Genomic DNA, 25,261 nt, shown 5'->3' with positions numbered 1-25,261 from the left:
GTTGACCTTTCGGTCCCTCGTCGCACCCGTGGACTCCCCGGGGTGGAACTGGTATCAGTTCCGTATCCACATATCTGATGGATCGTCAGAGATGGCTCCCGGGGAGGCAGTCGGCCATGACCGAGCTCGTGGAACACGGACAGCTGTTCATCGGCGGGGAGTTGACCGATCCCCTGGGCAAGGACCTCATCGAGGTGGTCTCGCCGCACACGGAAGAGGTCATCGGGCGGGTGCCGCACGCCTCGCGGGAGGACGTCGACCGGGCCGTCGCCGTCGCGCGCCGCGCCTTCGACGAGGGGCCCTGGCCGCGGATGACCCTCGACGAGCGGATCGAGGTCGTGACGAGGATCAAGGACGCGATCGCCGCCCGGCACGAGGAGATCGCCCGGGTGATCTCCTGCGAGAACGGTTCCCCGTACTCCTGGAGCGTCCTCGCGCAGGCGCTCGGCGCGATGATGGTCTGGGACGCGGCGATCCGGGTCGCGCGCGACTTCACGTACGAGGAGCGGCGCGACGGCGTCCTCGGGAAGATCCTCGTGCGGCGCGAGCCGGTCGGGGTCGTGGCGGCCGTCGTGCCGTGGAACGTCCCGCAGTTCGTGGCCGCCGCCAAACTCGCGCCCGCGCTGCTCACCGGCTGCGCGGTCGTGCTCAAGCCGTCGCCCGAGTCGCCGCTGGACGCGTACATCCTCGGTGAGATCGCGAAGGAGGCGGGGCTGCCCGAAGGCGTCCTGTCCATCCTCCCGGCGGACCGCGAGGTCAGCGAGTACCTCGTCGGGCACCCCGGGATCGACAAGGTGTCCTTCACCGGGTCGGTCGCCGCCGGAAAGCGCGTGATGGAGGTCGCCTCCCGGAACCTGACGCGGGTGACCCTGGAGCTGGGCGGCAAGTCGGCGGCGGTCGTGCTGCCGGACGCGGACATCTCCCAGGCCGTGTCCGGGATCGTCCCGGCCGCCTGGATGAACAACGGGCAGGCCTGTGTGGCCCAGACCCGCATCCTGCTGCCGCGCTCGCGCTACGACGAGTTCGCCGACGCCTTCGCGCAGGCCGCGAGCGCCCTGGCGGTCGGCGACCCGCTGGACCCGGCGACCCAGGTCGGCCCGCTGGTGGCGAAGCGGCAGCAGCAGCGCAATCTCGACTACATCCGCATCGGCCAGGAGGAGGGCGCCAAGATCCTCACCGGCGGCGGGCGCCCGGCGGGCCTGGACCGCGGCTGGTACGTGGAGCCGACGCTCTTCGGTGACGTCGACAACTCCATGCGGATCGCGAGGGAGGAGATCTTCGGCCCGGTGATCTGCCTCCTGCCCTACGGCGACGAGTCCGAGGCCGTGAAGATCGCGAACGACTCCGACTACGGGCTGAGCGGCAGCGTGTGGACGGCGGACATCGAGCACGGCATCGAGATCGCCAAGCAGGTGCGGACCGGAACGTACTCGGTGAACACCTTCAGCCTCGACATGCTCGGCCCGTTCGGCGGCTACAAGAACTCCGGCCTCGGGCGCGAGTTCGGGCCCGAGGGGTACGGCGAGTATCTGGAGCACAAGATGATCCATCTGCCGGCCGGGTACGGGGAGGCGTAGCGCATGGGTGACCGCTGGCATATCGAGGTCGACCGCTCGGCGTGCATCGGCTCCGCGCAGTGCGTCCACCGCGCGGCCGACGCCTTCCGCCTCGACTCCGCCCGGCAGTCCCACCCCGTCGAGCCGGACGCCGACGCGGGCGAGCAGATCCTGGAGGCGGCGGAGAACTGCCCGGTGGAGGCCATCCTGATCACGCTGGTGGGGAGCGGGGAGCCGGTGTTTCCGCCCGAGGACTAGATCACCTGGAGCATCCCTGTCCGAATTGTTCAAAAAATCATGCTTTAGGGTATTGCGTCGGGGTGCGGGGGTGTTAATCTAGAAGTCGCCTACGAGGCGAGCAAAGAATCTCGACCGGGAGTTGCCGACTTTGGCGTGAAGCTTCGGCTTCCGCTGGGGCCGACATCGTACCGGCCGAGTAGGCCGGAAGGTCGAGAGACCTGAAGGCCGTCAGAGCCCGTCTCGTAGGTCTTTTTTGTTCCGCGTGCCCCCGCCTGGGCGCCTGGGTGATACCCCCGACCGGAGTGCTGCCTCTCGATCGGAGTGACAGGGCCTAGGCCCGTTCTTCCGGGGCCGTGAGGTCGATCAGGCGGCACACCGTTTCGATGTCGATCTTCACCTGGGCGATCGACGCGCGGCCGGAGAGCCAGGTGATCAGGGCCGAGTGCCAGGTGTGCTCGATCACGCGGACCGCGGAGAGCTGGTCCGGGGTCGGGTTCTCCAGGCCCATCGCGTCCAGGATGATCGCCGTCGTCTGACGGGAGACCTGGTCCACCTCGGGGGAGACGCTGCGGTCCGCGAAGGTCAGGGCCCGCACCATGGCGTCGGCCAGGTGCGGCTCGCGCTGGAGCGCGCGGAAGGCGCGCATCAGGGTCTCCGCCACCCGCTCGGCCGCCGTCTCCCCGGCCGGCGGCTTCTTCCTGAGGGTTCCGTGCATGCGCTCCAGCTGGTCCTGCATGGTCGCCACCAGCAGGTGGACCTTGGACGGGAAGTAGCGGTACAGCGTGCCCAGGGCCACCTGCGAGGACTCCGCGACCTCGCGCATCTGCACCGCGTCGAAACCGCCCCGGCTGGCCAGCTGTGCGCTCGCGTGCAGGATCCGGCGGCGGCGCGCCTCCTGCCGCTCGGTGAGCGGAGGTGAGGCCGGCTGCGCCGCCGGTCGCGCGGTACTGGCTGGCACCTTGGCTTCCGCAGGCATGGGTCCCTTCCGTGACAGTCGGTGAGGGCGTGCGATCGGACAGCATGGCAGGCTGTCGGCCGTGGCGCGAATCACCTGATCCACCGCTCACAGTGGCGCTACCTGCCGGTAGATTCAGAGCCTCTTCAGCGATCAAGTCTGAAACTTGTTCTAGATTACCGTCCCGGCGTAATCTCGCGGGAACTGCCAGGGAGAAGGGGCCGAGAGTGACCGCTGAGGCCAGGGAGGCGGGTCCCCAGGAGGGCTCGGCCGCCGACGGGGACCGCCCGTTGCGCATCGCGCTCCTCACGTACAAGGGAAACCCGTTCTGCGGCGGCCAGGGCGTGTACGTACGGCATCTCTCGCGCGAGCTGGTCCGGCTCGGCCACCGGGTCGAGGTCATCGGCTCGCAGCCCTACCCCGTGCTCGACGAGAGCGAGGGCCTGGAGGGCCTCTCCCTCACCGAGCTGCCCAGCCTCGACCTGTACCGCCAGCCCGACCCCTTCCGCACTCCGAAGCGGGAGGAGTACCGGGACTGGATCGACGGCCTTGAGGTCGGAACGATGTGGACCGGCGGCTTCCCCGAGCCGCTGACGTTCTCGCTGCGCGCCCGCCGTCATCTGCGCGACCGCCGCGGCGACTTCGACATCGTCCACGACAACCAGACCCTCGGGTACGGCCTGCTGGGCGACGTGGGCGCGCCGCTGGTGACCACCATCCACCACCCCATCACCGTGGACCGGCAGTTGGAGCTGGACGCGGCCGAGGGCTGGCGGCGGCGGGCGTCCGTACGGCGCTGGTACGCGTTCACGCGCATGCAGAAGCGGGTGGCGCGCCGGCTGCCGTCGGTGCTCACCGTCTCGGGCACCTCCCGCCAGGAGATCGTGGACCACCTGGGCGTGGCCCAGGACCGTATCCATGTCGTGCACATCGGCGCCGACACCGACCTGTTCTCGCCCGATCCGTCCGTGCCGCAGGTGCCGGGCCGGATCGTCACCACCTCCAGCGCGGACGTGCCGCTCAAGGGCCTCGTCTTCCTCATCGAGGCGCTCGCGAAGGTGCGGACCGAGCACCCCGGGGCGCATCTCGTCGTGGTCGGCAAGCGCGCGGAGGACGGGCCGGTCGCGCAGGCCATCGAGCGGTACGGGCTCGACGGCGCGGTCGAGTTCGTGAAGGGCATCTCGGACGCGGAGCTGGTCGACCTGGTGCGCTCGGCCGAGGTGGCGTGCGTGCCGTCGCTGTACGAGGGCTTCTCGCTGCCGGCGGCCGAGGCGATGGCGACGGGTACGCCGCTGGTGGCCACGACGGGCGGTGCCGTACCGGAGGTCGCGGGGCCGGACGGGGAGACGTGCCTGGCGGTGCCGCCCGGCGACGCGGGCGCGCTGGCCGCCGGTCTGAGCCGGTTGCTGGGGGACCCGGAGCTGCGAGTGCGGCTCGGCTCCGCCGGGCGGGAGCGGGTACTGGCGAGGTTCACCTGGGCGAAGGCCGCCGAGGGCACGGTGGCGCAGTACCGAGAGGCTGTCGCCCGCTCCGCGGGCCCGGACCTCCGCCGCCCCGCGGCGACATCGAGCACCGACCGCTCCGCGGCGACGTCGAGCACCGACCGCTCCGCGGTCCAGGATCCCGGCCGCTCCGCGGCCGCCATAGGTGTCTACTCCGAAAGCAGGGCCACGTGCTGACCGTCGACTTCTCCCGGTTCCCGCTCGCCCCCGGCGACCGTGTCCTGGACCTCGGCTGTGGTGCCGGACGGCACGCGTTCGAGTGCTACCGGCGCGGTGCGCAGGTCGTGGCCCTCGACCAGAACGGTGAGGAGATCCGCGAGGTCGCCAAGTGGTTCGCCGCGATGAAGGAGGCGGGGGAGGCGCCCGCCGGTGCCACCGCGACCGCCATGGAGGGCGACGCCCTCGCGCTGCCCTTCCCCGACGAGTCCTTCGACGTCGTGATCATCTCCGAGGTCATGGAGCACATCCCCGACGACAAGGGCGTCCTCGCCGAGATGGTCCGGGTGCTCAAGCCGGGCGGGCGCATCGCCATCACCGTCCCGCGCTACGGCCCCGAGAAGGTCTGCTGGACCCTGTCCGACGCCTACCACGAGGTCGAGGGCGGCCACATCCGCATCTACAAGGCGGACGAACTCCTCGCGAAGATCCGGGAGGCGGGCCTGCGCCCGTACGGCACGCACCACGCCCACGCCCTGCACTCCCCGTACTGGTGGCTGAAGTGCGCGTTCGGCGTCGACAACGACAAGGCGCTGCCGGTGCGCGCGTATCACAAGCTCCTGGTCTGGGACATCATGAAGAAGCCGCTGGCCACCCGGGTCGCCGAACAGGCGCTGAACCCGCTGATCGGCAAGAGCTTCGTGGCCTACGCGACCAAGCCCCACCTGCCGCGGCTCTCCGAGTCGTCGGAGTCGTCGGAGTCGTCCGAGCCGGCCAAGTCCGCCAAGGCATCCAAGTCCGCCAAGGCCGCCAAGTCCTCCGAGGCGGCCGTCAAGTGACGACCCCCCGGACAGAACACCTCGTCCTGCCCGGGGTCCTCACCGCCGAGCAGGCCGCCGCGACCGTGGGCGGGATCCTTGCCGTACAGCGGGAGGACGGCGCCATACCGTGGTTCCGCGGGCACCACCTCGACCCGTGGGACCACGTCGAGGCGGCCATGGCCCTCGACGCGGCCGGAGAGCACACCGCGGCCGAGCGAGCGTACAACTGGCTGGCCCGGCACCAGAACGAGGACGGATCCTGGTACGCGGCATACGCCGACGGCGACCCGCAGGACGTCACCGACCGCGGCCGCGAGACGAACTTCGTCGCATACGTGGCCGTCGGGGTGTGGCACCACTATCTGGCGACCGGCGACGACACGTTCCTGGACCGGATGTGGCCGACCGTGTACGCGGCCGTGGAGTTCGTGCTCCGGCTTCAGCAGCCCGGCGGGCAGATCGGCTGGAAGCGCGAGGACGACGGCACGGACGTCGCGGACGCGCTGCTGACCGGCAGCTCGTCGATCCACCATGCCCTGCGCTGCGCCCTCGCCATCGCCGAGCAGCGCGAAGAGCCGCAACCCGACTGGGAGTTGGCCGTGGGCGCGCTGCGGCACGCGATACGCCGGCATCCGGAACGGTTCTTGGACAAGGGCCGCTACTCGATGGACTGGTACTACCCGGTCCTCGGCGGCGCCCTGACGGGCACGGAGGCGAAGGAGCGCATCGAGGCGGACTGGGACCGCTTCGTGGTGCCCGGGCTCGGCGTGCGCTGCGTCGTCCCCAACCCGTGGGTGACCGGGGGCGAGTCGGCCGAACTCGCCCTGGCGCTCTGGGTGATGGGCGAGTCCGACCGCGCGCTGGAGATCCTCCAGTCGATCCAGCATCTGCGGGACGCGGAGAGCGGCCTGTACTGGACGGGCTACGTCTTCGAGGACCGGGCCGTCTGGCCCCGGGAACTCACCACCTGGACGGCGGGCTCGCTCCTGCTGGCGGTGGCCGCGCTCGGCGGCGACGAGCCGACGGTCGCGGTCTTCGGGGGCGAACGCCTGCCACGGGGCCTGGACCCGGACTGCTGCGCCTAGGGGAGTTCCCTCAGGGGTACCCCCTGCCCTGGGACCCCAGCCCTTCGTACGCCTAGCCGGCACCCAGGGCCTGGTCGTCGGGGCACCGTACGGCGGTTCCCTCGACGTGCCGGCCGTCCGGGCCCGTGACGGTCACCGGCGCCGGTTCGGCCGCCGGGGCGGCGACGCGCTGCGCCGCGGTAGCCGTGCAGATGATCTGAGCTGCCGCGAGGTTGCTGAACTCGCCCGGCCATGGGGTGAGTTCGACGGAGATTCCGTCGTCCCGCGTCGTCACCTTCACAAGGTCGGTCGAATGGTTCTCCGGCGGCACCGCGGTGGCGCCGCCAGTGGCCGGGGCGGACCAGTCCCACATGCCCGTGGGCAGCGGCAGCCGCGTGGTCACCCCCTTGGTCCGCTCCGCGTCGTTCGGCCCCAGGAGCAGCACCTTCAGGGCCGACTCGACGTCGACCGGCGCGACGGTCTGTCGGGGCCGGCCGACCAGGGCGCCGTCCAGCACGAAGTAGACCCGTATCGTCGGCACGACCCCACTCGCGGGGCCGCCCGCCTCCACCACGCCCGTCGTGGGAATGCCGCAGGAGGTGAGGGCGTACAGGGCAGGGAGGAACAGCAGCGCGGCTCGGCGTACCGCGGTCACGGCTCGGCGCGGGGGAGTCACCACTGGCTCTCCTGGGGCAGCTCGTCGTTCGGCAGGGGGAGTCGCACGGTGAAGAGGGCGCCTCCCTCGGGCCGGTTCGCCGCGTGGACGGTGCCGCCGTGCATCCGGACGTTCTCCGCGGTGATCGCGAGGCCCAGGCCGCTGCCCTCGGTGCGGGTGCGGGCGGCGTCCGACTTGTAGAACCGTTCGAAGACATGCGGCAGCACGCTGTCGGGGATGCCTGACCCGCTGTCCAGCACCTCGATCACCGCGAGCCGCTCCCCGCCGGGCTCTTCGCCCTCGTACAGGCGGAGTTCGACGGGTCGGGCGCCGTGCCGCAGGGCGTTGCCGACCAGGTTGGCGACGATGACGTCCAGGCGGCGCGGGTCGACGCGTCCGCGCAGGCTGTGGAGCGGCGGCAGGTCACAGTCCACCAGGTCGGTCCAGGCGCGGGCGACGAGGGTGTGCCGCAGTGACTCGGCGAGGTCGATCTCGTCCAGGTGGAGCACCACCGCGCCCGCGTCGAAGCGGGAGATCTCCATGAGGTCGTCCACCAGACGGGCCAGCTTCACGGTCTCCTCGCTGATCAGGCGGACGGCGGTGGCGGTGTTCGGGTCCAGTCGGGCGGCGCCGTCGTCGAGGACGTCGGTGACCGCCGACATGGCGGCCAGCGGGGTACGCAGTTCGTGCGACACGTCCGCGGCGAACCGGCGGGCCCGGGCCTCCATGCCGCGCAGTTCCGCCACCGACTCCTCCAGCGCGGCGGCCGTCTCGTTGAATGTGTGCGACAGATCGGCGAGTTCGTCGGATCCGTTGACGGCGAGGCGCGTGTCCAGCCGTCCCTCGGCGATGCTGCGGGTGGCGCGGCGCAGCGCCCGTACCGGCCGCAGGACCCCGCGGGCGGCGAGCAGAGCCAGCAGTACGGCCAGCACCAGGGCGGGCACGGTGGCCCGCTCGACGGCGGTGACCAAGGCGTCGACGTAGGCCCGTTCCGTTTTCTGCGGCACCGTCAGGAAGACCTTGACCCCGGAGGCGTAGGAGCCTTCCCCGACGGGGCCGGCGAAGATGACCGACATGCCGACGACGAGTGAGGTGTGGCCGTGGCTGTTCACCCGCTGGAAGACGGTGGCCAGGCTGGAGTCCACGGCCTTGCGCACGTCGGGTGTCAGCTCTTCGAAGGGGTCGTCGGGAGCGGAGGTGGCGCTCAGCTCGCCGTAGGTGGCCAGGACGCGCCAGGATCCGGAGGGGTCGGTGCGGGCCACGTCCGCCGCGAACCGCCGCAGCTCGGCTTCACCCGGCGGGACGCCGAGGTCCTGGGCGAGCCGGCTGACCTGCGTGCGCAACAGCGTGATCACGGTGTCCTGGCTCTGCTGGAGCACACCCGTGCGCGCCTCACGGAAGGTCAGGGCACCGGTCGCGGCCGCGGTGAGGGCGGTCACGAGCGCGAAGGCCACCACCAGCCGTACGCGCAGACCGCTCAGTTGTGGGACCCGTGGACGCCTCACCGCGCCGCGAACCGGTAGCCGAAGCCGCGCACGGTCTGGATGTAGCGGGGCTCGCGCGGCGGCTCGCCCATCTTGGCGCGCAGCCGTTTGACGCAGGCGTCCACCAGCCGCGCGTCGCCGTGGTAGCTGTGCTCCCAGACCGCCTCCAGAAGCTGCTGCCGGCTGAACACCTGGCCGGGCGAGGCGGACAGGGTCAGGAGCAGCCGCAGTTCGGACGGGGCGAGCGCGATCGGCGTGCCACGCCAGGCGACCGAGAGCCCGGCCCGGTCGACGGCCAGATCCCCGTACGTGTCGATCTTCGGTATGCCGCCCCCGGCGGGTGCGCCGGCAGCCCGGCGCAGAACGGCACGGATGCGGGCCTGAAGCACCCGGGCCTGCACGGGCTTGACCACGTAGTCGTCGGCTCCCGCCTCCAGTCCCACGACGATGTCCTCGTCGTCGCCCCGCGCGGTCGCCATGATGATCGGCAGGGTCTGGTCGAGGGCGCGTATCTCGCGGCACACGTCCAGGCCGGGCATGCCGGGGAGCATCAGGTCCAGCACCACGACGTCGGGCCGGAAGGACCGCAGCCGCCCCAGCCCGTCCTCACCGGTCTCGGCGGCGGCGACCTCGTGTCCCTGGTGGTGCAGGGCGAGTACGACTGCGTCCCGCACGGCACGGTCGTCTTCGATCAGCAGAACGCGTGGCATGCGCTCAGTATCCGCACGGCGCCCGATCACCAGCAGGTTTGTTACCGGATGATCATATAAACCCTCGTCCCTGCCCGTTATCATTTCGTTATCACTTGGGCCAGATCCGATCACATTGCGATCACAGCCTGGCAACCATGACCACGCGCAGAGCACTTGACAGTCGTGGCCGTCGTCGGAGCGGCCCTGTACATGCCGCCACACGCAGGCGGAGAGCGCCGCTGTGGGGAGGGCTGGCCGCGCTGGCCTTCCTGGGAGCCGCCGGTTTCGCGGTCGCGGGCGGGAGTACCTCCGGCGCGGGCAAGGGCCACGCCGGCGCCCGGAGCGAGTCCGGCGGCCACGCCGCAGCCGGCCCCGGCTCCACCGAGCCGACGCACGGCTCCCGGCCCCCGTCGCCCGATCGCTCCACCAGCTCCTCCCCGCGCCCCAAGACCTCCTCCACGCCCGAGATCCCGCGCACGGGACCGGGCACGTTCACCGTCGCGGCCGGCGGAAGTGCCAAGGCGGGATCGGGAAAGGTCCTGCGCTACCGGGTCGAGGTCGAGGACGGCCTCGACCTGTCCACCGCGGACGTCGCCCGGCAGGTGGACCGCATCCTGGCCGACCCGCGTGGCTGGACGGCGGACGGTCACTCGGCGTTCCAGCGGGTGTCGAGCGGCGCGACCGACTTCGCCGTCCGGGTCGCGACCCCCGGGACCGTGGACAAGATCTGCAAACAGCACGGCCTGGACACCCTCGGCCGGTACAACTGCAGCGCGGAACACGACGTGATGGTGAACCTCGAGCGCTGGCTGCTCGCGACCCCCGTCTACGCCAAGGACGTCACGGCCTACCGCGCGCTGATCATCAACCACGAGGTCGGTCACTTCCTCCATCACGGTCACGTCGGCTGCCCCGGGCCAGGACAGCCGGCTCCCGTGATGATGCAGCAGATCAAGGGGATGCACGGGTGCGTGCCCAATGTCTGGCCGTACGACGAGAAGGGGCGGTACCTGACAGGACCGGCCGTTCCCTGATCCGAGCACGGGGCGCCGGGCGCCGCACGTCGCGGACGCGCTGCTGTCCGGCAGCTCGTCGGTCCACCACGCTCTGTCAGTCCGTGGGCGCAGGCGGATTGGCCCGTGAGTATCCGTGAAACTCCCACCTCAGGGAGACGGCGCGGTCGATCTGCACCACCTTGCTGATGTCGAACTCGACCATCCGCAGGGCCCCGGGATACTTCTGGGCGACGGCGGGGTTCCAGTCGATCCGGCCCTGCCCGGTCAGCTGCAGGGTGTGGCCGTTCTCCCAGTCCAGGAAGAGCAGGCCGGTCGCCGGATGGAGATGCATGTTGCCGAGCGTCATATAGAACTGATTGCCGGTGTAGTCCGGCCAGACGAGCTTGCTCGGGCTGACCACCGTGACGAATCCGGGCATGCCGCCGCGGTGCGAGGAGTCGGCTCCGTGCCCGGGCGAGAGACTCGCGATGAAGAACGTGTCGGCGGCCTCGATCCACCGCTGCTGCTCTTCACTGAGCGCTTCGCCGGTCACGGCCGGTCCGGCCTCGCGGGGGGAGGTCTCCCTGATCGTGCGGGTCTGAAGGTACTTCGGGCAGTTGCCCAGCACCTGCTCGGTCCGCATGACGATGCGGTCACCGTCGCGCCTGGCGAGTCCGTTCATCCGGATCCGGCGTCGCGTCTGCGGCTGGAGGGCGAGCACACCGATGTCCCGTTCGGTGCGGAAGACCTCGCGGAGCGGATCACCGGGCGCGGGGAGCGCGTCGATGACGACGGTCCGTTCGTCGATCGGGTCGACGAAACCCGTCGGCCCGTCGACGACCGTCGACCAGACACGGCCGTCGTCGTCGGACGCGCCGAGCACCAGCATGCGCTGGTCCCGGATGAACGGGACGAAACCCTGGGGGATCTCGGGTCCGAACATCGGTGAGCCCCATCCGGGCCCGCCCTCACCCGCCTGACGCTGGATCGCCTGCTCGCCCTCGTGTACGGGGCCCTTGATGTTCATCGGGGTCCGATCACTTCCAGGCGCGGTCGAGGAAGTCGGCGATCAGCGGGGCGATCTCCGGCAGATGGGTCTCCAGGGCGAAGTGGCCGGTGTCGAAGAGGTGGAGTTCGGCGTCGGGCAGGTCGCGGAGGTAGGCGCGGGCCCCGGGCTCGGGGAAGAAGGGGTCGTTGCTTCCCCAGGTGATGAGGGTGGGCGGGGTGTGCCGGCGCAGCCATGCGTGCCAGTGGTCGTAGCGCTCGACATTGGAGTGGTAGTCGAAGATCAGTGCCTGCTGGGCCTCCTTGCGGCCCGGCAGGTCCAGGAAGTGCTGGTCGAGGGTCCAGCCGTCGGGGGCGATCAGGTCGGGGTCGGCGACACCGGTGTCGTACTGGCCGCGGGTGCCGGCGAGGGTGAGCATGCCCTGGATCGCGTCCTCGGCGCCGGGAGTCTCGGGGGTCAGGCCGATGAGGCCGCGGGCCGCGTCCGAGAGCCCTTCCTCGTAGGCGTTGCCGTTCTGCACGACCAGTCCCGCGATCCACTCGGGGTGGCGTTCGGCGATGCGGAAGCCGATCGGCGCGCCGAAGTCGAAGACGTACATCACGAACCGGTCGAGGCCGAGCCGCTGGACGAAGCCTTCGGTGATGTCGGCGAGCCGGTCGAAGGAGTAGGTGAAGCCGTCCGGGACCTGAGTGTGGCCGAAGCCGGGGTAGTCCGGGGCGATCAGCCGGTAGTGCGAGCCGAGCACGTCGATGAGGCGGCGGAACTGGTGGGAACCGGACGGAAAGCCGTGCAGGAGCAGCAGCACGGGCGCGTCGGCCCGGTCGGGGAGGGACTCCCGGTAGAAGACGCGGACGCCGTCGACGTTGAGGTGGCGGTGGACGGTGCGGGCGACTGGAATCATCACGGCTAATCCTTTTTTCGCCAGTGGATGCATTAGGTGCAACCTGTATAACCCGGTTCCGGCTAACGTGTCAATCCGCCGATGTATCATTAGTGGTATGAGTGATCTCGTGCCGTTGACCGGGGAGCCGCTCGCGTTGGACCTGGTCAACACCCGTCCGACCGCCGGCGACCTGCTCGCGACCCCGGGCGACCTGCGGGCCTGGTGGGCCCTCCAGGCCGACCGTCTCCCGGAGGAGGTGCCCGAGGAGGTGACCGCGGCGGACCTGGCCGCCGTGCAGGCCGTACGGGAACACACCGCCCGCGCGCTCGACCACGTCCGCCGAGGCGAGGAGCCCTTGGCCGGCGACTTGGCGGCGCTCAACCGGGCACAGCGTGCCGCGCCGGCGATCACCGAGCTGGCATGGAACGGGTCGGCGGTGGCCGCCAGGCGCCGGCGCGACGGCTCACCGGGCCTGCGGCTGGCCGCCTCGCTCGCGGAGGCCGCCGCCGAACTGCTGGCCGATCCGGCGGTCACCCGGATCCGGGAGTGCGAGGCCGACGACTGCGTGATGCTCTTCCTGGCCGCCCATCCGCGCCGCCGCTGGTGCTCGGCCACCCGCTGCGGCAACCGGGTACGCGTCGCCCGCCACTATCAGCGCCACAAGGCCACATAGCCCGCGAGGGCGGAACCCGAACGGACCTCCCCCGGTGGTGCGGCCGGGGGCGGGGCGCGACGCTGCGGGGAGAACTGCCCGTTCGCGGAGGACACCCGGGAGGACCCCGTGCCCGCACCGATACGTTCCCTCGCCGTGGCGCTCGCCCTCTGCAGCACCCTGTTCGTCGGCGCCGCCGCCTGCGGTGGTGGCGGCACCGCGCAGGAGGCCGCCGCCTACATCGCGGTCGCCACACCAGCGCCGAGCACCCCGGCGCAGCGGCAGAAGTTTGCCAAGGCCCGTTTCACGGCGAACGCGGGGCTCGCGGCGGGGGCCGCGTACCAGTGGATCGTGAAGCCGTGGAAGGCGGGGGCGTTCAAGAAGGGGGCGAGGGAACGCAGGGCCACCCTCGTCAAGGCGGGCCTCGCGGGCACCTTCGCGTACAACCGGCTCAAGGCGGCCCGGCGCGGCGCCCAGGGTGACCCCGCCCTCGAAAAGGCCCTCGCCCCGCTCGGCGCGGCCATCGACGCACTCAAGGACCTGTCGGCCAAGCTCCGCAAGGGCGACGAGTCGGCGGTGAAATCCTTCAAGGACGTCATCGACAAGGTGAAGGCCGCGGGGAACAGCGCGGGCGTCCGGGTCAGGAACGAGGTCCCGACGGCCAGGCAGCTCGCACTGGGCTGACCCGGGCCGCGCGGCACCTCAAGCGCCTACGCGTTCAGGTCGGCCAGCACCCGCAGCGTGTGCGGGTCCGGCGCCAGGGCCAGCAGGTCCGTCACCGGACCCTTGCGCCACAACTCCAGGCGCTCCGCGATGCGTTCACGCGGGCCGACCAGTGAGATCTCGTCGGCGAAGGCGTCGGGCACGGCCAGCACCGCCTCCTCCCGCCGGCCCTCCAGGAACAGCCGCTGGATCCGGCGCGCTTCTTCCTCGTACCCCATGCGCGCCATGAGGTCGGCGTGGAAGTTGCGGGCCGCGTGCCCCATCCCGCCGATGTAGAAGCCGAGCATCACCTTCACCGGCAACAGCCCCTCGGCCACGTCGTCGCACACCTTCACCCGAGCCATCGGGGCGACGAGGAAGCCCTGCGGGAGCCCCGCCAACGACGCCTCGTACACCTGCGGACGAGTCGGTGACCAGTACAGCGGCAGCCAGCCGTCCGCGATCCGGGTCGTCTGCGCCACGTTCTTCGGCCCTTCGGCACCGAGCAGGATCGGCAGGTCGGCGCGGAGAGGGTGCGTGATCGGCTTCAGCGCCTTGCCGAGGCCGGTGCCGTCCGGACCCGGGTAGGGCAGGGGGTGGAAGCGCCCGTCCAGCGCGACCGGGGCCGCGCGCCGCAGTACTTGCCGTACGACGTCGACGTACTCCCGGGTCGCGGTCAGCGGCGACGCCGGGAACGGCCGCCCGTACCAGCCCTCGACGACCTGCGGACCCGACAGCCCGAGCCCGAGCAGCATGCGCCCGCCGGAGAGGTGGTCGAGGGTGAGGGCGTGCATCGCCGTGGTGGTGGGGGAGCGGGCGGCCATCTGGGCGACCGCCGTGCCCAGCTTGATCCTCGACGTCTGCGCGGCGATCCAGGTCAGCGGGGTGAACGCGTCCGACCCCCAGGACTCGGCGGTCCACACGGAGTCGTAGCCGAGCCGCTCGGCCTCCCGCGCCAGCGTGACGTGGTCCGCCGAGGGACCGCGACCCCAGTAGCCGAGCGCGAGACCGAGCCGCATGCCGCCTCCAGCCGCCGATGTCTGACGAGCCGTCAGTTCTTTTGGTGGCTGCGACTGTACGACAACGGCCCCCCGCCCGGAAGGGCGAGGGGCCGCGCACGGCAAGGGGGTTCAGCCGCGCTGGATACCGCTCGTGTCCTGCAGTACGCCACGGCGGCCGTCCTGCGTCTGGGCCACCAGAGCGGCACCGCGCTGCTCGACGGCCAAGTACCAGGTGCCCGGCGCGAGTTCGGCGATCGGCGTGGGCGAGCCGTCCTCCGCGTACAGCGGACGCGGCACCGGCACGGCGAACCAGAACGGCGAGAAGTCCGCCGCCGGAGCCTGCTGCGGCTGCGCGCCGAACGGCTGCCCCTGCTGCGGCTGTCCACCGAAGGGCTGCTGCTGGGCGGGGGCGCCCGGGTAGCCGTAACCGTTCGGCGGCTGCGCGCCGTAGGGCTGCGCGGTGGGGGGCTTGGGGGCGGGGATGAGGGCGGCACCGAGCGCGGGGACGAGGGGGGTGGCGATCACCGCGCCTGCCAGGACCAGGGCGGCGATGAAGCCGAGGATGAGACCGGCCCCGGCGCTGAACTGCGACGGGACGTCCACAAGGTTCCAGAACATGATCCACGCGACGAGGACCGTGAACGCCGCGCCGACCGTCCCGAGGTCCAGGCCCGCGACCTTACGGGGCTGGGGGAGGAGGCGGTTGACGACGACGAGTGCGGCCCCGATGACACCGCCCATGTAGATGCCGAGGCCGCTACCGAGCCCGTCCCAGGCGTTACTGTCAAGGCTGGTGTCGTGGTACGTGTACGTGTTGAGGAACGACGCGATGAACAGCAATACCGCTGCTCCGATCACCACGCCGTCGCCTCTAGTGAGGGAGCGGATATTCACTTCGGGTCCTTCGTCTGTCGTCTCGTCGTCGGTGGAGGCGTCGCTGTCACCATGTCGACCTCGGGCCGCGGTGTGAAGCGCGGGGGTGACCCCTCATCGTAGGGACGACACTATCGTCCGACCGATCAGGGTGTCCGCCGGGTTCCGGCCGGTGATCACTACCCGCGCAGGAAACTCACGATTCCCTCAGAGATTCCCTGCGCCGCCTTCTGCCGCCACGCGCCGCTGGTCAACAATGCCGCGTCCTTGCTATCGCGCATGTTGCCGCACTCGATGAACACCTTGGGAACCGTTGACAGATTGAGACCGCCGAGATCGCTTCGTACGACGAGACCGGTGCCGTTGCCCACGTAGTTGGAGGGAGCGCTTCCGGTGACGCGGACGAAGCTGCCCGCGATGCGCTCGCCAAGTTCGCGCGAGGGAGCGGCGATCGGCCGGGTGTCCGCGGCACCCTTGTGCACCGAGGCCGGGAGGATGACGTGGTAGCCGCGGTCGCCCTGCGCCGAACCGTCCGCGTGGATGGAGATCGCCGCGTCCGCGTGCGCCTCGTTGCCGATCCGCGCCCGCTCGTCCACGCACGGACCCCACGGGCGGTCGCCGTCCTGCGTGAACTTCACAGTGGCGCCCTGCCGTTGGAGGATCGTCCGCAGCCGGCGCGCCACGTCCAGCGTGAACCGGGCTTCGGTGTAGCCGGAGTTGGTGGAGGTGCCGGTGGTGTCGCACTCCTTCCGGTTCGTTCCGATGTTCACCTTGCGGTTGATCTCGGTGGTGTGCCGGAAGTTGCCGGGGTTGTGTCCCGGGTCGATCAGTACGACCTTGCCCTTGAGGGGCCCGGTCGCGGACTTGGTGGCGGCGGTCGGCGTCTGTGCGGGGGACACGGCCGGCTGCTTGCCGTCGTCCGCAGGGGAGGCGGCCGCCGAGCCGAGCGCGGACGAGTTCGTCGCGGGCGCCGCGCCGGCCGACCCGCCGCCTGCGTCGGCCACCGCCGTGTAGACCAGCCAGCCGACGAGCGCGGCCGGCACCAGAGCGGCGACGCCGAGGGTCAGCGGCCTGCGCCGGGGGCGGCGCGGCTGGGGCGGTTCGAAGTCCGGTCCTGCGTACGACATGCCTGCGACCCTAACGGCGCGGTCGGCCGCTCGCCTCCGTTCGCCTCAGGACACGCAGCGAGTCGGTCACCGAGACCTCCGTGAACTCACCCGACTCCAGCGCCCTGAGGTAGACGCGATAAGGGGCCTGGCCGGTGAACTCGTCCTCCGGCTCCGGGAAGACGTCGTGAATGACGAGCAGCCCGCCGTGCGCCACATGGGGGGCCCAGCCCTCGTAGTCGGCGTTCGCGTGTTCGTCGGTGTGGCCGCCGTCGATGAACACGAGGCCGAGCGGGCTGTTCCAGACCTTGGCCACCTGCGGCGAACGGCCGACGAGCGCGATTACATGGTCCTCCAGGCCCGCCCGGTGCAGCGTGCGCCGGAAGGTGGGCAGGGTGTCCATCAGACCGATCTCGGGGTCGACGGTCTCCGGGTCGTGGTACTCCCAGCCCGGCTGCTGTTCCTCGCTGCCGCGGTGGTGGTCGACCGTGAGAGCGGTGACCCCGGCGGCGCGGGCCGCGTCGGCGAGCAGGATCGTGGAGCGCCCGCAGTAGGTACCGACCTCCAGCAGGGGCAGCCCGAGCCGCCCGGCCTCGACGGCGGCCGCGTAGAGGGCCAGCCCCTCACCCATGGGCATGAACCCCTTCGCCGCCTCGAACGCGGCCAGGATCTCGGATGGGGGTCCCCCCTGCTCGAGCGCAGCCGAGAGCTCGGGGGAGGGTGCCGCGGGCATGGGGCCTGCCTTTCCGAAAGGGTCTCGTACGTGCGTGCAGGTGTCGCACGGCACGCCCCGCGGGACGTCGTACGGACCTGTCGGCGCCCCATGCTGCCGCACCCCCCGCCGCGTGGGCGACGGGGGGTGCGGTGTGCGGAAGCGGGGTCAGGCGGAGACCGTCTCGCCCGGCAGGGAGAGGTCCAGGTCCACCGGGCGGTCGTCGCCCGCGTGGGTGGCGGACGAGGCGTGCGGGGCGTGGCCCACGGCCGTGGCGGCCAGGACGTAGGGGCCCTCGGCCGGCACCGTCAGCGCGTAGCTGCCGTCCTCTCCGGAGAGCGTGGCGCCCGCCTGGCGGCCCCGGCGGTCGATCAGCGTGACCTTGGCGCGGGCGACCGGGGTGCCCTCGGCGTCCAGGACACGGCCGCGGAAACCGCGCAGCACCTCGTCCGCCCGCTTCAGGTTGGCGTCCTCCTCGCTGCTCGCGCGCAGCTGCGTCGTCGCCGAGGGGCGCTGCCCGGGCAGGAAGAGGGCCAGCAGCAGGCCCAGCAGCACCGCGCCCGTCGCGATCAGGAAGGAGACGCGGAAGCCGTGCATGGTCGGGATGGCGAGGCCGTTCACATGGTGGGCGGTGTTCGCCAGCACCATGCCGATGACCGCGCTGGAGACCGACGTGCCGATCGATCGCATCAGGGTGTTCAGGCCGTTGGCCGCGCCCGTCTCGGAGGCCGGGACCGCGCCGACGATCAGGGCGGGGAGGGAGGAGTAGGCGAGGCCGATGCCGGCGCCCAGGACCACCGCGATGACGAGGCTCTGCCAGGCGGCGCTCATCAGGCCGAGGCCGGCGCCGTAGCCGATCGCGATGATCAGCATGCCGAGGATGAGGGTGATCTTGGGGCCGTACTTGGCCGACAGCCGGGCGTAGACGGGCGCCGTGAACATCATCGTCAGGCCGAGCGGCGCCACGAGCAGGCCCGCGACGACCATCGACTGGCCGAGGCCGTAGCCGGTGGCGGTGGGCAGCTGGAGCAGCTGCGGCAGGACGAGCGAGACGACGTAGAACGAGACGCCGACCATGATCGAGGCGAGGTTGGTGAGCAGCACCTCGCGGCGGGCGGTGGTGCGCAGGTCGACGAGCGGTGCGCTCACGCGCAGCTCCAGCAGGCCCCACAGGACGAGGACGACCGCGGAGGCCGCGAACAGGCCGAGCGTGGTGCCTGACGTCCAGCCCCAGTCGCTGCCCTTGGTGATCGGCAGCAGGAGCAGGACCAGACCGGCGGACAGGCCGAGCGCGCCGAGCACGTCGAAGGAGCCCTCGGCGCGGGCCGGGGACTCCGGCACGACGAGGAGGGTGAGGATGATCGAGAGGGCGCCGAGTCCGGCGGCGCCGAAGAACAGGGCGTGCCAGTTCGCGTGCTGGGCGATCAGGGCCGCGGCGGGCAGCGCGAGTCCGCCGCCGACGCCGATCGAGGAGCTCATCAAGGCCATCGCGGAGCCGAGCCGCTCGCGCGGCAGCATGTCGCGCATCAGGCCGATGCCGAGCGGGATCGCGCCCATCGCGAAGCCCTGGAGCGTACGGCCGACGATCATCGGCAGGACGGCGCTGGTGAGACCGCTGATCAGCGCGCCGACCACCATCACGGCCAGGCTGGCGAGCAGCATCCGCCGCTTGCCGTAGAGGTCGCCGAGGCGGCCCATGATCGGCGTGGCCACGGCGCCGGAGAGAAGGGTCGAGGTCAGGACCCAGGTGGCGTTGCTGGGCGAGGTGCTCAGCAGCTGAGGCAGATCCTTGATGACCGGGACGAGCAGGGTCTGCATCACCGCGACAACGATGCCCGCGAAGGCGAGCACCGGCACGATCGCGCCGGACGGCCTCCGTGCGGGCTGGTCGTTCGTCGTGTGCGTCATGGGGTGGGGCCTCCAGGCCGGGTGCGGATAAGTGCTGGCTAAACCTCGTATGCACGGGCAACTATTCCGATGCTTTGGATGACTAACGAATTCTTGACCAGGTCATGGGTATCTGATCCTTCGTCAGGCTTTGCCCGGACTCCGTCCGGGCTCTGTCCTTGACTTGTCCGAGCTCTGTCCTTGGGGTGAAACGTGTTCTAATCTGACCCGCCATGAAGGCCTATGTAGCCGGGGTCGGGATGACGAGGTTCGAGAAGCCCGAGACCCGTCAGTGGCAGTACTGGGACATGGCGAAAGAGGCGGGGAGCAAGGCTCTCGACGACGCCGGGATCACGTACGACAAGGTGGAACAGGTTCCCGTCGGCTACTGCTTCCAGGCCTCCACGGCCGGGCAGCGCGCCGCGTACGAACTCGGCCTGACCGGCGTGCCCGTGTACAACGTCAACAACAACTGCGCCACCGGCTCGACCGCCCTGATGCTGGCCCGGCAGCTTGTCGAGGGGGGTGTGAGCGACTGCGTCCTCGCGCTGGGCTTCGAGAAGATGAAGAAGGGGGCGCTGGGTTCGGGCGCCGACGGGGGCGACTTCGCTACGTCTCCCGTGGCCCGGCACTACGGGATCATGGCGGCCCGGCACGGCTTCGAGATGAGCCCGCCGACCGCGCAGATCTTCGGCGACGCGGCCCGTGAGCACATGGAGAGGTACGGCACGACCGAGGCGCAGCTGGCCGCCGTTGCCGCCAAGAACCACCGGCACTCGGCGCACAATCCGTACGCCCAGTTCCAGGACGTGTACGAGGTGGGCGACATTCTCGCCGCGCGCACGGTGCACCGGCCCCTGACCAAGTTGCAGTGCTCGCCGACGTCGGACGGCGCGGCCGCCGCGGTCGTCGTCTCCGAACGGTTCGTGGAGCGGCACGCGCTGGGGGAGAAGGCCGTCGAGATCGTCGCGCAGGCGATGACCACGGACACGGAGGAGTCGTTCGCGTCGGGCTCCTGCATCGACGTCGTGGGACAGCCGATGTCACGGGAGGCCGCGCGGCAGGTGTACGAGCGATCGGGGCTCGGCATCGAGGACGTGGACGTCGTGGAACTGCACGACTGTTTCTCGATCAACGAACTGCTGACGTACGAGGCGCTCGGCATGTGCGCGGCAGGGGAGTCCGGCAAGCTCGTCGAGTCGGGGGCGACCACGTACGGCGGGCGCTGGGTGGTGAACCCGTCCGGCGGGCTGATCTCCAAGGGGCATCCGCTGGGGGCCACCGGGATCGCGCAGATCGCCGAACTGGTGTGGCAGCTGCGCGGCGAGGCGGGTGCACGCCAGGTCGCGGGCGCCCGGGTCGGTCTCGCGCACAACATTGGGCTGGGCGGGGCGGCGGTCGTGACGGTGGTGCGGGTGGGGTAGGCCGTACGGGCGAGGGCCGGGCTAGTCCGTACGGACGAGGGCCGGTGGGGCGAAATCCCGATGCAAGGGGCGCCCATGGGTTGGGAGCATGACGCCCATGCTGCGAGCCGCCGAAGACACCTCACTGTCCCGTCGTACCGTGCCGCCCACGTGGGTGGTGGTCGCGCTCGCGTGCGCGGGACAGTTCCTCGTCGTGCTGGATGTCTCCGTCGTCAACGTGGCGCTGCCGTCGATGCGCGCGGACCTCGGGTTGAGCGCGCCGGGGCTGCAGTGGGTGGTGAACGCGTACGCGATCGCCTTCGCCGGTTTCATGCTGCTCGGAGGGCGGGCCGGGGACCTGTACGGGCGCAAGCGGATGTTCCTCGTCGGGCTCGCCCTGTTCACGGTGGCCTCTTTCGGCGGCGGGCTGGCCCAGGAGGGCTGGGAGCTGCTGGTCGCACGGGCCGCGCAGGGGCTGGGGGCGGCGGTGCTCGCGCCCTCGACGCTGACACTCCTGACGGCGGCGGTGCCGGAGGGCGCCGCCCGGGCGCGGGCCATAGCGACCTGGACCGCGGTGGGCGCCGGTGGCGGCGCGGCGGGCGGGCTCGTCGGCGGACTGCTGGTGGACGGCCTGTCGTGGCGGTGGGTGCTGCTGATCAACGTGCCGGTCGGCGCGGTCGTCCTGGCCGGGGCGGCCCGGTGGCTCACGGAGAGCCGGGCCGGGGACGGGCGGCGGCTCGACCTGCCGGGCGCGCTGCTGGTGACGGCGGGGCTCGCCACGCTCGCGTACGGGATCGTGCAGACGGAGGCGGAGGGCTGGACGGCGGCCGCCACCCTCGTGCCGCTGTGCGCGGGGCTCGTGCTGATCGGCCTGTTCCTGGTCGTCGAGGCGTGTACGAAGGCCCCGCTGATGCCACTGAAGCTGCTGCGGCTGCGGTCGGTGTCGTCGGCGAACGCGGCCATGTTCGTCTGCGGCTCCGCGATGTTCTGCATGTGGTTCTTCATGACGCTGTACGCGCAGAACGTCCTCGGCTACGCGCCCCTGGACGCCGGTCTCGCCCTGGTGCCCAGCTCGCTGGCCGTGGTGTTCGGCTCGAAGCTCGCGCCGCCGGCCATGCGGGCCGTGGGAGCGCGGAACGTGGCGGTGCTCGGGACGCTGGTTGCGGCGGCCGGATTCGGCTGGCAGTCGACGATGACCGCGGACGGCACCTATCTGACGGCGATCATGTTCCCGGGGATCCTGATGATGCTGGGCGCGGGTCTGGCGGCGACCCCGCTGGCCGCGCTCGCGACCTCGGGGGCTGCGCCGGGGGACGCCGGACTGGTGTCGGGGCTGATCAACACCTCGCGCACGATGGGCGGTTCGCTCGGCCTCGCGGTCATGTCGACGGTCGCGGCGACACGCACGGGGGGAAGCGGGTCGGCCGAGGCGCTGACGGAGGGGTACGCGCAGGCGTTCCGGACGAGCGGGTGCCTGTTGCTCGCCGGGGCGGTGCTGATGCTGGTGTGGCTGCCGCGGAAGACGTCCGCTCGCTGAGTCAAGGGTCCGGCCGCTCCGTGGATTCCTTGGGACCTCGGACCTCCAGGGGTGCCCCGTCTCGCGCCCGAGCGCTCAGAGCCACCCCTGCTGTCGTGCCTCCCGCATCGCCTCCATGCGGTTGCGGGTGCCCGTCTTGCCGATGGCGGAGGAGAGGTAGTTGCGGACCGTGGACTCGGAGAGATGCAGCTTGGCGGCGATGTCGGCGACCGTCGCTCCGTCCACGGAGGCCCCCAGGACGTCGCACTCACGCGCCGTCAGCGGGTTCGGGCCCGCACTGAGCGCGGCCGCGGCCAGCGCCGGGTCGACGACCGTCTCGCCGGTGAGCACGCGCCGGATCGCCGCGGCCAGTTCCTCCACCGGTCCGTCCTTGACCAGGAAGCCCGCGGCCCCCGCCTCCATGGCGCGGCGCAGATAGCCGGGCCGGCCGAAGGTGGTGAGGATCAGCACCCGGCAGTCGGGGGCCTGCTCGCGCAGCTCGGCCGCCGCGTCCAGACCGCTCATGCCCGGCAGTTCGATGTCCAGCAGGGCCACGTCCGGGCGGTGGATCAACGCCGCGTCCACGATCGCGTCGCCGGCCGAGACCTGCGCGACGACCTCGATGTCGTCCTCCATGCCGAGCAGTAGGGCGAGGGCCCCGCGCATCATGCCCTGGTCCTCGGCGAGCAGGACCCTGATGCACTTCACCGGCCGATGACTTCTGGGCATCTCATCCACGTGACCAAGCGTACGGCTCGGGCGCGGCCGTGACGGTCCAACGGCCCGCTCTACCAGGTGCGGCGCGCCTCGGACAGCGCCACCGCGAACATCGGCCTGCTGTCGGCGGGCGGTTACGCGGCCGCGACCGCCCAGGGCTCCTTCTGCACCGGCACGACCTGCATCATCACCAAGATCTACGACCAGTCCTCCCGCCACAACGACCTCACGATCGAGGGCGCCGGGGGCGCCGGAGCGGCCGATGTCGGCGCGCCCGCGGACGCGCTGCCGGTGACCGTGGGCGGACACCAGGTCTACGGCCTGGAGATCTCGGCCGGCATGGGCTACCGGGACAACTCGACCTCGGGCGTGGCCGTGGGCGGGCAGGCCGAGGGGATGTACATGGTCACGTCCGGCACCCATGTGAACGGCAGGTGCTGCTTCGACTACGGCAACGCCGAGACCAACAACATGGACACCGGCAACGGCCACATGGACGCGATCAACTTCGGGACCGAGTGCTGGTTCTCGCCCTGCTACGGCCAGGGCCCCTGGGTACAGGCCGACTTGGAGAACGGGCTGTTCCAGTCGGATTCCGGCTACAGCAAGAACACGTCGAACACCGGCACAGGCCCGCTGCCGTTCGTGACCGCGCTGCTGAAGAACAACGGTCAGAACCATTTCGCGCTGAAATACGGCAATGCGCAATCCGGCGGTCTCACCACCACCTGTTCCGGCGCTGAGTCCAGCGTCAACGGCGGCGGCTACTCACCGATGCACCAGGAGGGCGCGATCGTCCTCGGCACGGGCGGCGACAACAGCAACGGCTCCATCGGATCCTTCTTCGAGGGCGTGATGACCTCGGGCATCCCGACCGACGCGGCCGACGACTCCGTGCAGGCCAACATCGTCTCCGTCGGCTACGGCGGCGCGACCGGCAGCACCGGCTCCCTGACGCCGGGTTCGGAGATCTCGCTGCGCGCGACGACCTCCTGCTGCACCGGTGACTACATCCGCCACCAGAACGACGCGGCCGTCATCTCGTCGATCACGTCGAGCAGTTCGAGCCTCGACAAGAACGACGCCACCTGGATCGTACGCCGGGGCCTCGCCGACAGCGCCTGCGTCTCCTTCGAGTCGCGGAACTACCCGGGCGACTTCCTGCGGCACTACAACTACCGCCTGTACCGGCAGCCCATGGACGGCAGCAGCCAGTTCCGGCAGGACGCCACGTATTGCCCGACCACCGGCAAGAGCGGCACGGGGACCTCGTTCGCGTCGTACAACTACCCGTCGAAGTACATCCGGCACTACAACTTCAACGTCTACGCGGCGAGTGACGGCGGCTCGAACACCTGGGACAGCGCGACATCCTGGACGGACGACGTGAGCTGGGTGGTCACCTCGCCCTGGGCGCCGTAGAGAGCGACGGTTCCGCCTGCTCCTGGTGGACTTCCCCGTCCACCGGGAGTTCGGCGGCGACCGTGAAACCGCGCGACGACGGGCCGGCCCGCAGGGAGCCGCCCGCCGCCGCGAGGCGTTCGGTCAGGCCCTTGAGACCGGTGCCGCCGATGCCCGCCGGGGGCGGTGCGGAGGGCGCGCCGTCGCCGTTGTCGGCGATCGTGAGCCGGACGCGTTCCGGCGTGCCGTCCACGGTGATCTCGCAGCGGTTCGCCCCGCTGTGCCGTACGGCATTGGTGACCGCCTCGCGCACCACCCAGCCGAGCAGGGCCTCGGCCTGGGGCGCCAGGGGAGGGCCCGACCGGCGTACGACGGGGTCGATACCGGCGGCGGTCAGAGCCGAGCGGGCGCGGTCCAGGTCGGTGGCGAGGCTGCCCTCGCGGTAGCCCGTCACCGCCTCGCGGATCTCGGTGAGCGCCTGGCGGCCGACGGACTCGATGTCCGTCACCTGCACCAGCGCCGCCTCCAGATCGCGGTGGGCCAGGCGGCGCGCGGCCTCCGACTTCACGACGATCACCGAGAGGGTGTGGCCGAGCAGGTCGTGCAGGTCGCGGGAGAAGCGCAGACGTTCCTTCTCGACCGCCCGGCGGGCCAGTTCCTCGCGGGCGGCGCGCAGTTCGCGTACGGCCTCGGCGAGGGACAGGATCGCGGCCGTCACCATCGTCGACAGGAAGGTGCCGTAGGCGATGTTGAGGCCGTTCCAGCCGTCGCGCAGGGTGGAGACGGTGCCGGCCAGGAACGTCAGACCCAGGCCCGTCTTCCCGAGCCAGGGTCCCCGCAGGACCGCGCCCGTCGCGAGGCCCAGCAGCGGGAAGTACAGCAGCCAGGTGCCGCCGTACCCGATGGCCAGACCACAGGTCACCAGACCCATCAGGACCAGCGCCACCCGCGTGGAGCTCGCCTCCCGCTTCTCCTTCACGAAGGCGCGGAACGTCACGTACACGTAGAGGGAGTTGAAGGTGAGCAGACCCAGTCCGCCGATCCACGGGTTGGGGGTCTTGCCCTGAAAGACGTTGGAGAAGGCACCCATTCCCATCAGCAGCCAGGGCAGCAGCGAGAAGCCGGTGGGCGGCGGGCCCGGGTCCTCGGCTGCCTTTCCGGCCTTCCGGGCGGCCTTGCACTCGGCCTTGCGCCGCTCCCTGTCGCCCTTCCATGTCTCGCGCGCCAGTCGCCAGGCGTCCGGTCGCCACGAGGCCTTTCGCCACCAGGACATCGTCATGCT

The 25,261-nt window shown here is 71.1% G+C and carries 24 protein-coding genes; 11 read left to right on the top strand and 13 right to left on the bottom strand.

The window, feature by feature from the left end; all coding sequences use genetic code 11:
- The first annotated feature begins 116 nt into the window (after nucleotides 1–116).
- A complete protein-coding gene (locus tag Q2K21_RS27850) occupies nucleotides 117–1,577 on the top strand; it encodes an aldehyde dehydrogenase (RefSeq protein WP_310776241.1) in 1,461 nt (486 codons plus the stop codon).
- A 3-nt stretch (nucleotides 1,578–1,580) separates the two neighbouring features.
- On the top strand, nucleotides 1,581–1,814 hold the full coding sequence (locus tag Q2K21_RS27845; RefSeq protein ID WP_310776239.1) for a ferredoxin: 234 nt from the start codon (nucleotides 1,581–1,583) through the stop codon (nucleotides 1,812–1,814).
- A gap of 313 nt (nucleotides 1,815–2,127) precedes the next feature.
- Here Q2K21_RS27845 and Q2K21_RS27840 read toward each other — a convergent pair whose 3' ends face one another.
- The gene (locus Q2K21_RS27840; protein WP_310776236.1) at nucleotides 2,128–2,772 is read right to left on the bottom strand and encodes a TetR family transcriptional regulator; all 645 of its coding nucleotides are present in this window, start codon (nucleotides 2,770–2,772) and stop codon (nucleotides 2,128–2,130) included.
- Between the two features lie 206 nt (nucleotides 2,773–2,978).
- Between Q2K21_RS27840 and Q2K21_RS27835 the strand changes: the two genes are divergently transcribed.
- From Q2K21_RS27835 to Q2K21_RS27825, 3 genes are read left to right on the top strand one after another with little or no spacing between them, the layout of a single operon-like run.
- Nucleotides 2,979–4,430 (top strand): glycosyltransferase family 4 protein, encoded by a 1,452-nt coding sequence (locus tag Q2K21_RS27835; protein ID WP_310776234.1) that lies wholly within the window; start codon nucleotides 2,979–2,981, stop codon nucleotides 4,428–4,430.
- On the top strand, nucleotides 4,424–5,248 hold the full coding sequence (locus Q2K21_RS27830; RefSeq protein ID WP_310776232.1) for a class I SAM-dependent methyltransferase: 825 nt from the start codon (nucleotides 4,424–4,426) through the stop codon (nucleotides 5,246–5,248). The genes Q2K21_RS27835 and Q2K21_RS27830 overlap by 7 nt, the downstream gene beginning before the upstream one ends.
- Entirely contained in the window at nucleotides 5,245–6,315 is a 1,071-nt protein-coding gene (locus Q2K21_RS27825; protein ID WP_310776230.1) for a prenyltransferase/squalene oxidase repeat-containing protein, read from the top strand. Before Q2K21_RS27830 ends, Q2K21_RS27825 begins: the two co-directional genes overlap by 4 nt.
- Before the next feature lie 52 nt (nucleotides 6,316–6,367).
- Here the strand turns inward: Q2K21_RS27825 and Q2K21_RS27820 are convergent, their stop codons facing one another.
- The 3 genes from Q2K21_RS27820 to Q2K21_RS27810 are packed head-to-tail and all read right to left on the bottom strand — an operon-like array spanning nucleotide 6,368 to nucleotide 9,143.
- A complete protein-coding gene (locus tag Q2K21_RS27820) occupies nucleotides 6,368–6,970 on the bottom strand; it encodes a hypothetical protein (RefSeq protein ID WP_310776228.1) in 603 nt (200 codons plus the stop codon).
- Nucleotides 6,967–8,454: a sensor histidine kinase gene (locus Q2K21_RS27815; protein ID WP_310776226.1), complete on the bottom strand. Its 1,488-nt coding sequence runs from the start codon at nucleotides 8,452–8,454 to the stop codon at nucleotides 6,967–6,969. The genes Q2K21_RS27820 and Q2K21_RS27815 overlap by 4 nt, the downstream gene beginning before the upstream one ends.
- The gene (locus tag Q2K21_RS27810) at nucleotides 8,451–9,143 is read right to left on the bottom strand and encodes a response regulator transcription factor (RefSeq protein ID WP_310776225.1); all 693 of its coding nucleotides are present in this window, start codon (nucleotides 9,141–9,143) and stop codon (nucleotides 8,451–8,453) included. Before Q2K21_RS27810 ends, Q2K21_RS27815 begins: the two co-directional genes overlap by 4 nt.
- A gap of 137 nt (nucleotides 9,144–9,280) precedes the next feature.
- On the opposite strand from Q2K21_RS27810, the gene Q2K21_RS27805 reads away from it, so the two are divergent.
- Entirely contained in the window at nucleotides 9,281–10,159 is an 879-nt protein-coding gene (locus Q2K21_RS27805) for a DUF3152 domain-containing protein (protein ID WP_310776223.1), read from the top strand.
- 76 nt (nucleotides 10,160–10,235) lie between these two features.
- Here Q2K21_RS27805 and Q2K21_RS27800 read toward each other — a convergent pair whose 3' ends face one another.
- Nucleotides 10,236–11,147, bottom strand: coding sequence for a pyridoxamine 5'-phosphate oxidase family protein (locus Q2K21_RS27800; protein ID WP_310776221.1), 912 nt, complete (start codon nucleotides 11,145–11,147; stop codon nucleotides 10,236–10,238).
- Between the two features lie 10 nt (nucleotides 11,148–11,157).
- Nucleotides 11,158–12,027 carry an alpha/beta fold hydrolase gene (locus Q2K21_RS27795; RefSeq protein WP_310781281.1) on the bottom strand — a complete coding sequence of 290 codons (870 nt, stop codon included), beginning with the start codon at nucleotides 12,025–12,027 and terminating at the stop codon, nucleotides 11,158–11,160.
- A gap of 97 nt (nucleotides 12,028–12,124) precedes the next feature.
- Between Q2K21_RS27795 and Q2K21_RS27790 the strand changes: the two genes are divergently transcribed.
- Both Q2K21_RS27790 and Q2K21_RS27785 read left to right on the top strand, forming a co-directional pair.
- Complete coding sequence (locus Q2K21_RS27790) at nucleotides 12,125–12,682, top strand: CGNR zinc finger domain-containing protein (protein ID WP_310776219.1); 558 nt, start codon at nucleotides 12,125–12,127, stop codon at nucleotides 12,680–12,682.
- 108 nt (nucleotides 12,683–12,790) lie between these two features.
- Nucleotides 12,791–13,345: a hypothetical protein gene (locus Q2K21_RS27785; protein WP_310776217.1), complete on the top strand. Its 555-nt coding sequence runs from the start codon at nucleotides 12,791–12,793 to the stop codon at nucleotides 13,343–13,345.
- A gap of 26 nt (nucleotides 13,346–13,371) precedes the next feature.
- Here the strand turns inward: Q2K21_RS27785 and Q2K21_RS27780 are convergent, their stop codons facing one another.
- From Q2K21_RS27780 to Q2K21_RS27760, 5 genes are all read right to left on the bottom strand, one after another.
- Entirely contained in the window at nucleotides 13,372–14,382 is a 1,011-nt protein-coding gene (locus Q2K21_RS27780) for an LLM class F420-dependent oxidoreductase (protein ID WP_310776215.1), read from the bottom strand.
- Between the two features lie 111 nt (nucleotides 14,383–14,493).
- Nucleotides 14,494–15,258 carry a DUF5336 domain-containing protein gene (locus Q2K21_RS27775; RefSeq protein WP_310776213.1) on the bottom strand — a complete coding sequence of 255 codons (765 nt, stop codon included), beginning with the start codon at nucleotides 15,256–15,258 and terminating at the stop codon, nucleotides 14,494–14,496.
- A 158-nt stretch (nucleotides 15,259–15,416) separates the two neighbouring features.
- Nucleotides 15,417–16,364, bottom strand: a complete 948-nt coding sequence (locus Q2K21_RS27770) for an N-acetylmuramoyl-L-alanine amidase (RefSeq protein WP_310776212.1) — start codon at nucleotides 16,362–16,364, stop codon at nucleotides 15,417–15,419.
- A gap of 10 nt (nucleotides 16,365–16,374) precedes the next feature.
- Complete coding sequence (locus tag Q2K21_RS27765; protein ID WP_310776210.1) at nucleotides 16,375–17,076, bottom strand: class I SAM-dependent methyltransferase; 702 nt, start codon at nucleotides 17,074–17,076, stop codon at nucleotides 16,375–16,377.
- Between the two features lie 147 nt (nucleotides 17,077–17,223).
- The gene (locus tag Q2K21_RS27760) at nucleotides 17,224–18,963 is read right to left on the bottom strand and encodes an MFS transporter (protein WP_310776208.1); all 1,740 of its coding nucleotides are present in this window, start codon (nucleotides 18,961–18,963) and stop codon (nucleotides 17,224–17,226) included.
- A 212-nt stretch (nucleotides 18,964–19,175) separates the two neighbouring features.
- Here Q2K21_RS27760 and Q2K21_RS27755 point away from each other — a divergent pair, with 212 nt between their 5' ends.
- Nucleotides 19,176–20,366 (top strand): lipid-transfer protein, encoded by a 1,191-nt coding sequence (locus Q2K21_RS27755; protein WP_310776206.1) that lies wholly within the window; start codon nucleotides 19,176–19,178, stop codon nucleotides 20,364–20,366.
- An 88-nt stretch (nucleotides 20,367–20,454) separates the two neighbouring features.
- Nucleotides 20,455–21,882 carry an MFS transporter gene (locus Q2K21_RS27750; protein WP_310776204.1) on the top strand — a complete coding sequence of 476 codons (1,428 nt, stop codon included), beginning with the start codon at nucleotides 20,455–20,457 and terminating at the stop codon, nucleotides 21,880–21,882.
- A gap of 75 nt (nucleotides 21,883–21,957) precedes the next feature.
- On the opposite strand, the gene Q2K21_RS27745 is transcribed toward Q2K21_RS27750, so the two are convergent.
- Nucleotides 21,958–22,590 (bottom strand): response regulator transcription factor, encoded by a 633-nt coding sequence (locus Q2K21_RS27745; RefSeq protein WP_310776202.1) that lies wholly within the window; start codon nucleotides 22,588–22,590, stop codon nucleotides 21,958–21,960.
- Between the two features lie 66 nt (nucleotides 22,591–22,656).
- Between Q2K21_RS27745 and Q2K21_RS35930 the strand changes: the two genes are divergently transcribed.
- Nucleotides 22,657–24,000, top strand: coding sequence for an alpha-L-arabinofuranosidase B (locus tag Q2K21_RS35930; protein WP_386276132.1), 1,344 nt, complete (start codon nucleotides 22,657–22,659; stop codon nucleotides 23,998–24,000).
- Here Q2K21_RS35930 and Q2K21_RS27730 read toward each other — a convergent pair.
- Nucleotides 23,978–25,252, bottom strand: a complete 1,275-nt coding sequence (locus Q2K21_RS27730) for a sensor histidine kinase (protein ID WP_310776200.1) — start codon at nucleotides 25,250–25,252, stop codon at nucleotides 23,978–23,980. The two genes, Q2K21_RS35930 and Q2K21_RS27730, sit on opposite strands and share 23 nt — an antisense overlap.
- Nucleotides 25,253–25,261: the final 9 nt, after the last annotated feature.

Source organism: Streptomyces sp. CGMCC 4.7035 (assembly GCF_031583065.1).
Classification (GTDB): Bacteria; Actinomycetota; Actinomycetes; order Streptomycetales; family Streptomycetaceae; genus Streptomyces; species Streptomyces yaanensis.
The sequence above is the reverse complement of the archived record's forward strand: the minus strand, read 5'-3'. Positions and strand labels throughout refer to the sequence as shown.

Excerpts from the sequence above, each read along its gene's own strand:
- Q2K21_RS27850 (WP_310776241.1), top strand. The coding sequence starts at position 117 with ATGACCGAGCTCGTGGAACACGGACAGCTGTTCATCGGCGGGGAGTTG.
- Q2K21_RS27845 (WP_310776239.1), top strand. The coding sequence starts at position 1,581 with ATGGGTGACCGCTGGCATATCGAGGTCGACCGCTCGGCGTGCATCGGC.
- Q2K21_RS27840 (WP_310776236.1), bottom strand. The coding sequence starts at position 2,772 with ATGCCTGCGGAAGCCAAGGTGCCAGCCAGTACCGCGCGACCGGCGGCG.
- Q2K21_RS27810 (WP_310776225.1), bottom strand. The coding sequence starts at position 9,143 with ATGCCACGCGTTCTGCTGATCGAAGACGACCGTGCCGTGCGGGACGCA.
- Q2K21_RS27805 (WP_310776223.1), top strand. The coding sequence starts at position 9,281 with ATGACCACGCGCAGAGCACTTGACAGTCGTGGCCGTCGTCGGAGCGGC.
- Q2K21_RS27800 (WP_310776221.1), bottom strand. The coding sequence starts at position 11,147 with ATGAACATCAAGGGCCCCGTACACGAGGGCGAGCAGGCGATCCAGCGT.
- Q2K21_RS27795 (WP_310781281.1), bottom strand. The coding sequence starts at position 12,027 with ATGATTCCAGTCGCCCGCACCGTCCACCGCCACCTCAACGTCGACGGC.
- Q2K21_RS27790 (WP_310776219.1), top strand. The coding sequence starts at position 12,125 with ATGAGTGATCTCGTGCCGTTGACCGGGGAGCCGCTCGCGTTGGACCTG.
- Q2K21_RS27780 (WP_310776215.1), bottom strand. The coding sequence starts at position 14,382 with ATGCGGCTCGGTCTCGCGCTCGGCTACTGGGGTCGCGGTCCCTCGGCG.
- Q2K21_RS27770 (WP_310776212.1), bottom strand. The coding sequence starts at position 16,364 with ATGTCGTACGCAGGACCGGACTTCGAACCGCCCCAGCCGCGCCGCCCC.
- Q2K21_RS27765 (WP_310776210.1), bottom strand. The coding sequence starts at position 17,076 with ATGCCCGCGGCACCCTCCCCCGAGCTCTCGGCTGCGCTCGAGCAGGGG.
- Q2K21_RS27760 (WP_310776208.1), bottom strand. The coding sequence starts at position 18,963 with ATGACGCACACGACGAACGACCAGCCCGCACGGAGGCCGTCCGGCGCG.
- Q2K21_RS27755 (WP_310776206.1), top strand. The coding sequence starts at position 19,176 with ATGAAGGCCTATGTAGCCGGGGTCGGGATGACGAGGTTCGAGAAGCCC.
- Q2K21_RS27750 (WP_310776204.1), top strand. The coding sequence starts at position 20,455 with ATGACGCCCATGCTGCGAGCCGCCGAAGACACCTCACTGTCCCGTCGT.
- Q2K21_RS27745 (WP_310776202.1), bottom strand. The coding sequence starts at position 22,590 with ATGCCCAGAAGTCATCGGCCGGTGAAGTGCATCAGGGTCCTGCTCGCC.
- Q2K21_RS27730 (WP_310776200.1), bottom strand. The coding sequence starts at position 25,252 with ATGTCCTGGTGGCGAAAGGCCTCGTGGCGACCGGACGCCTGGCGACTG.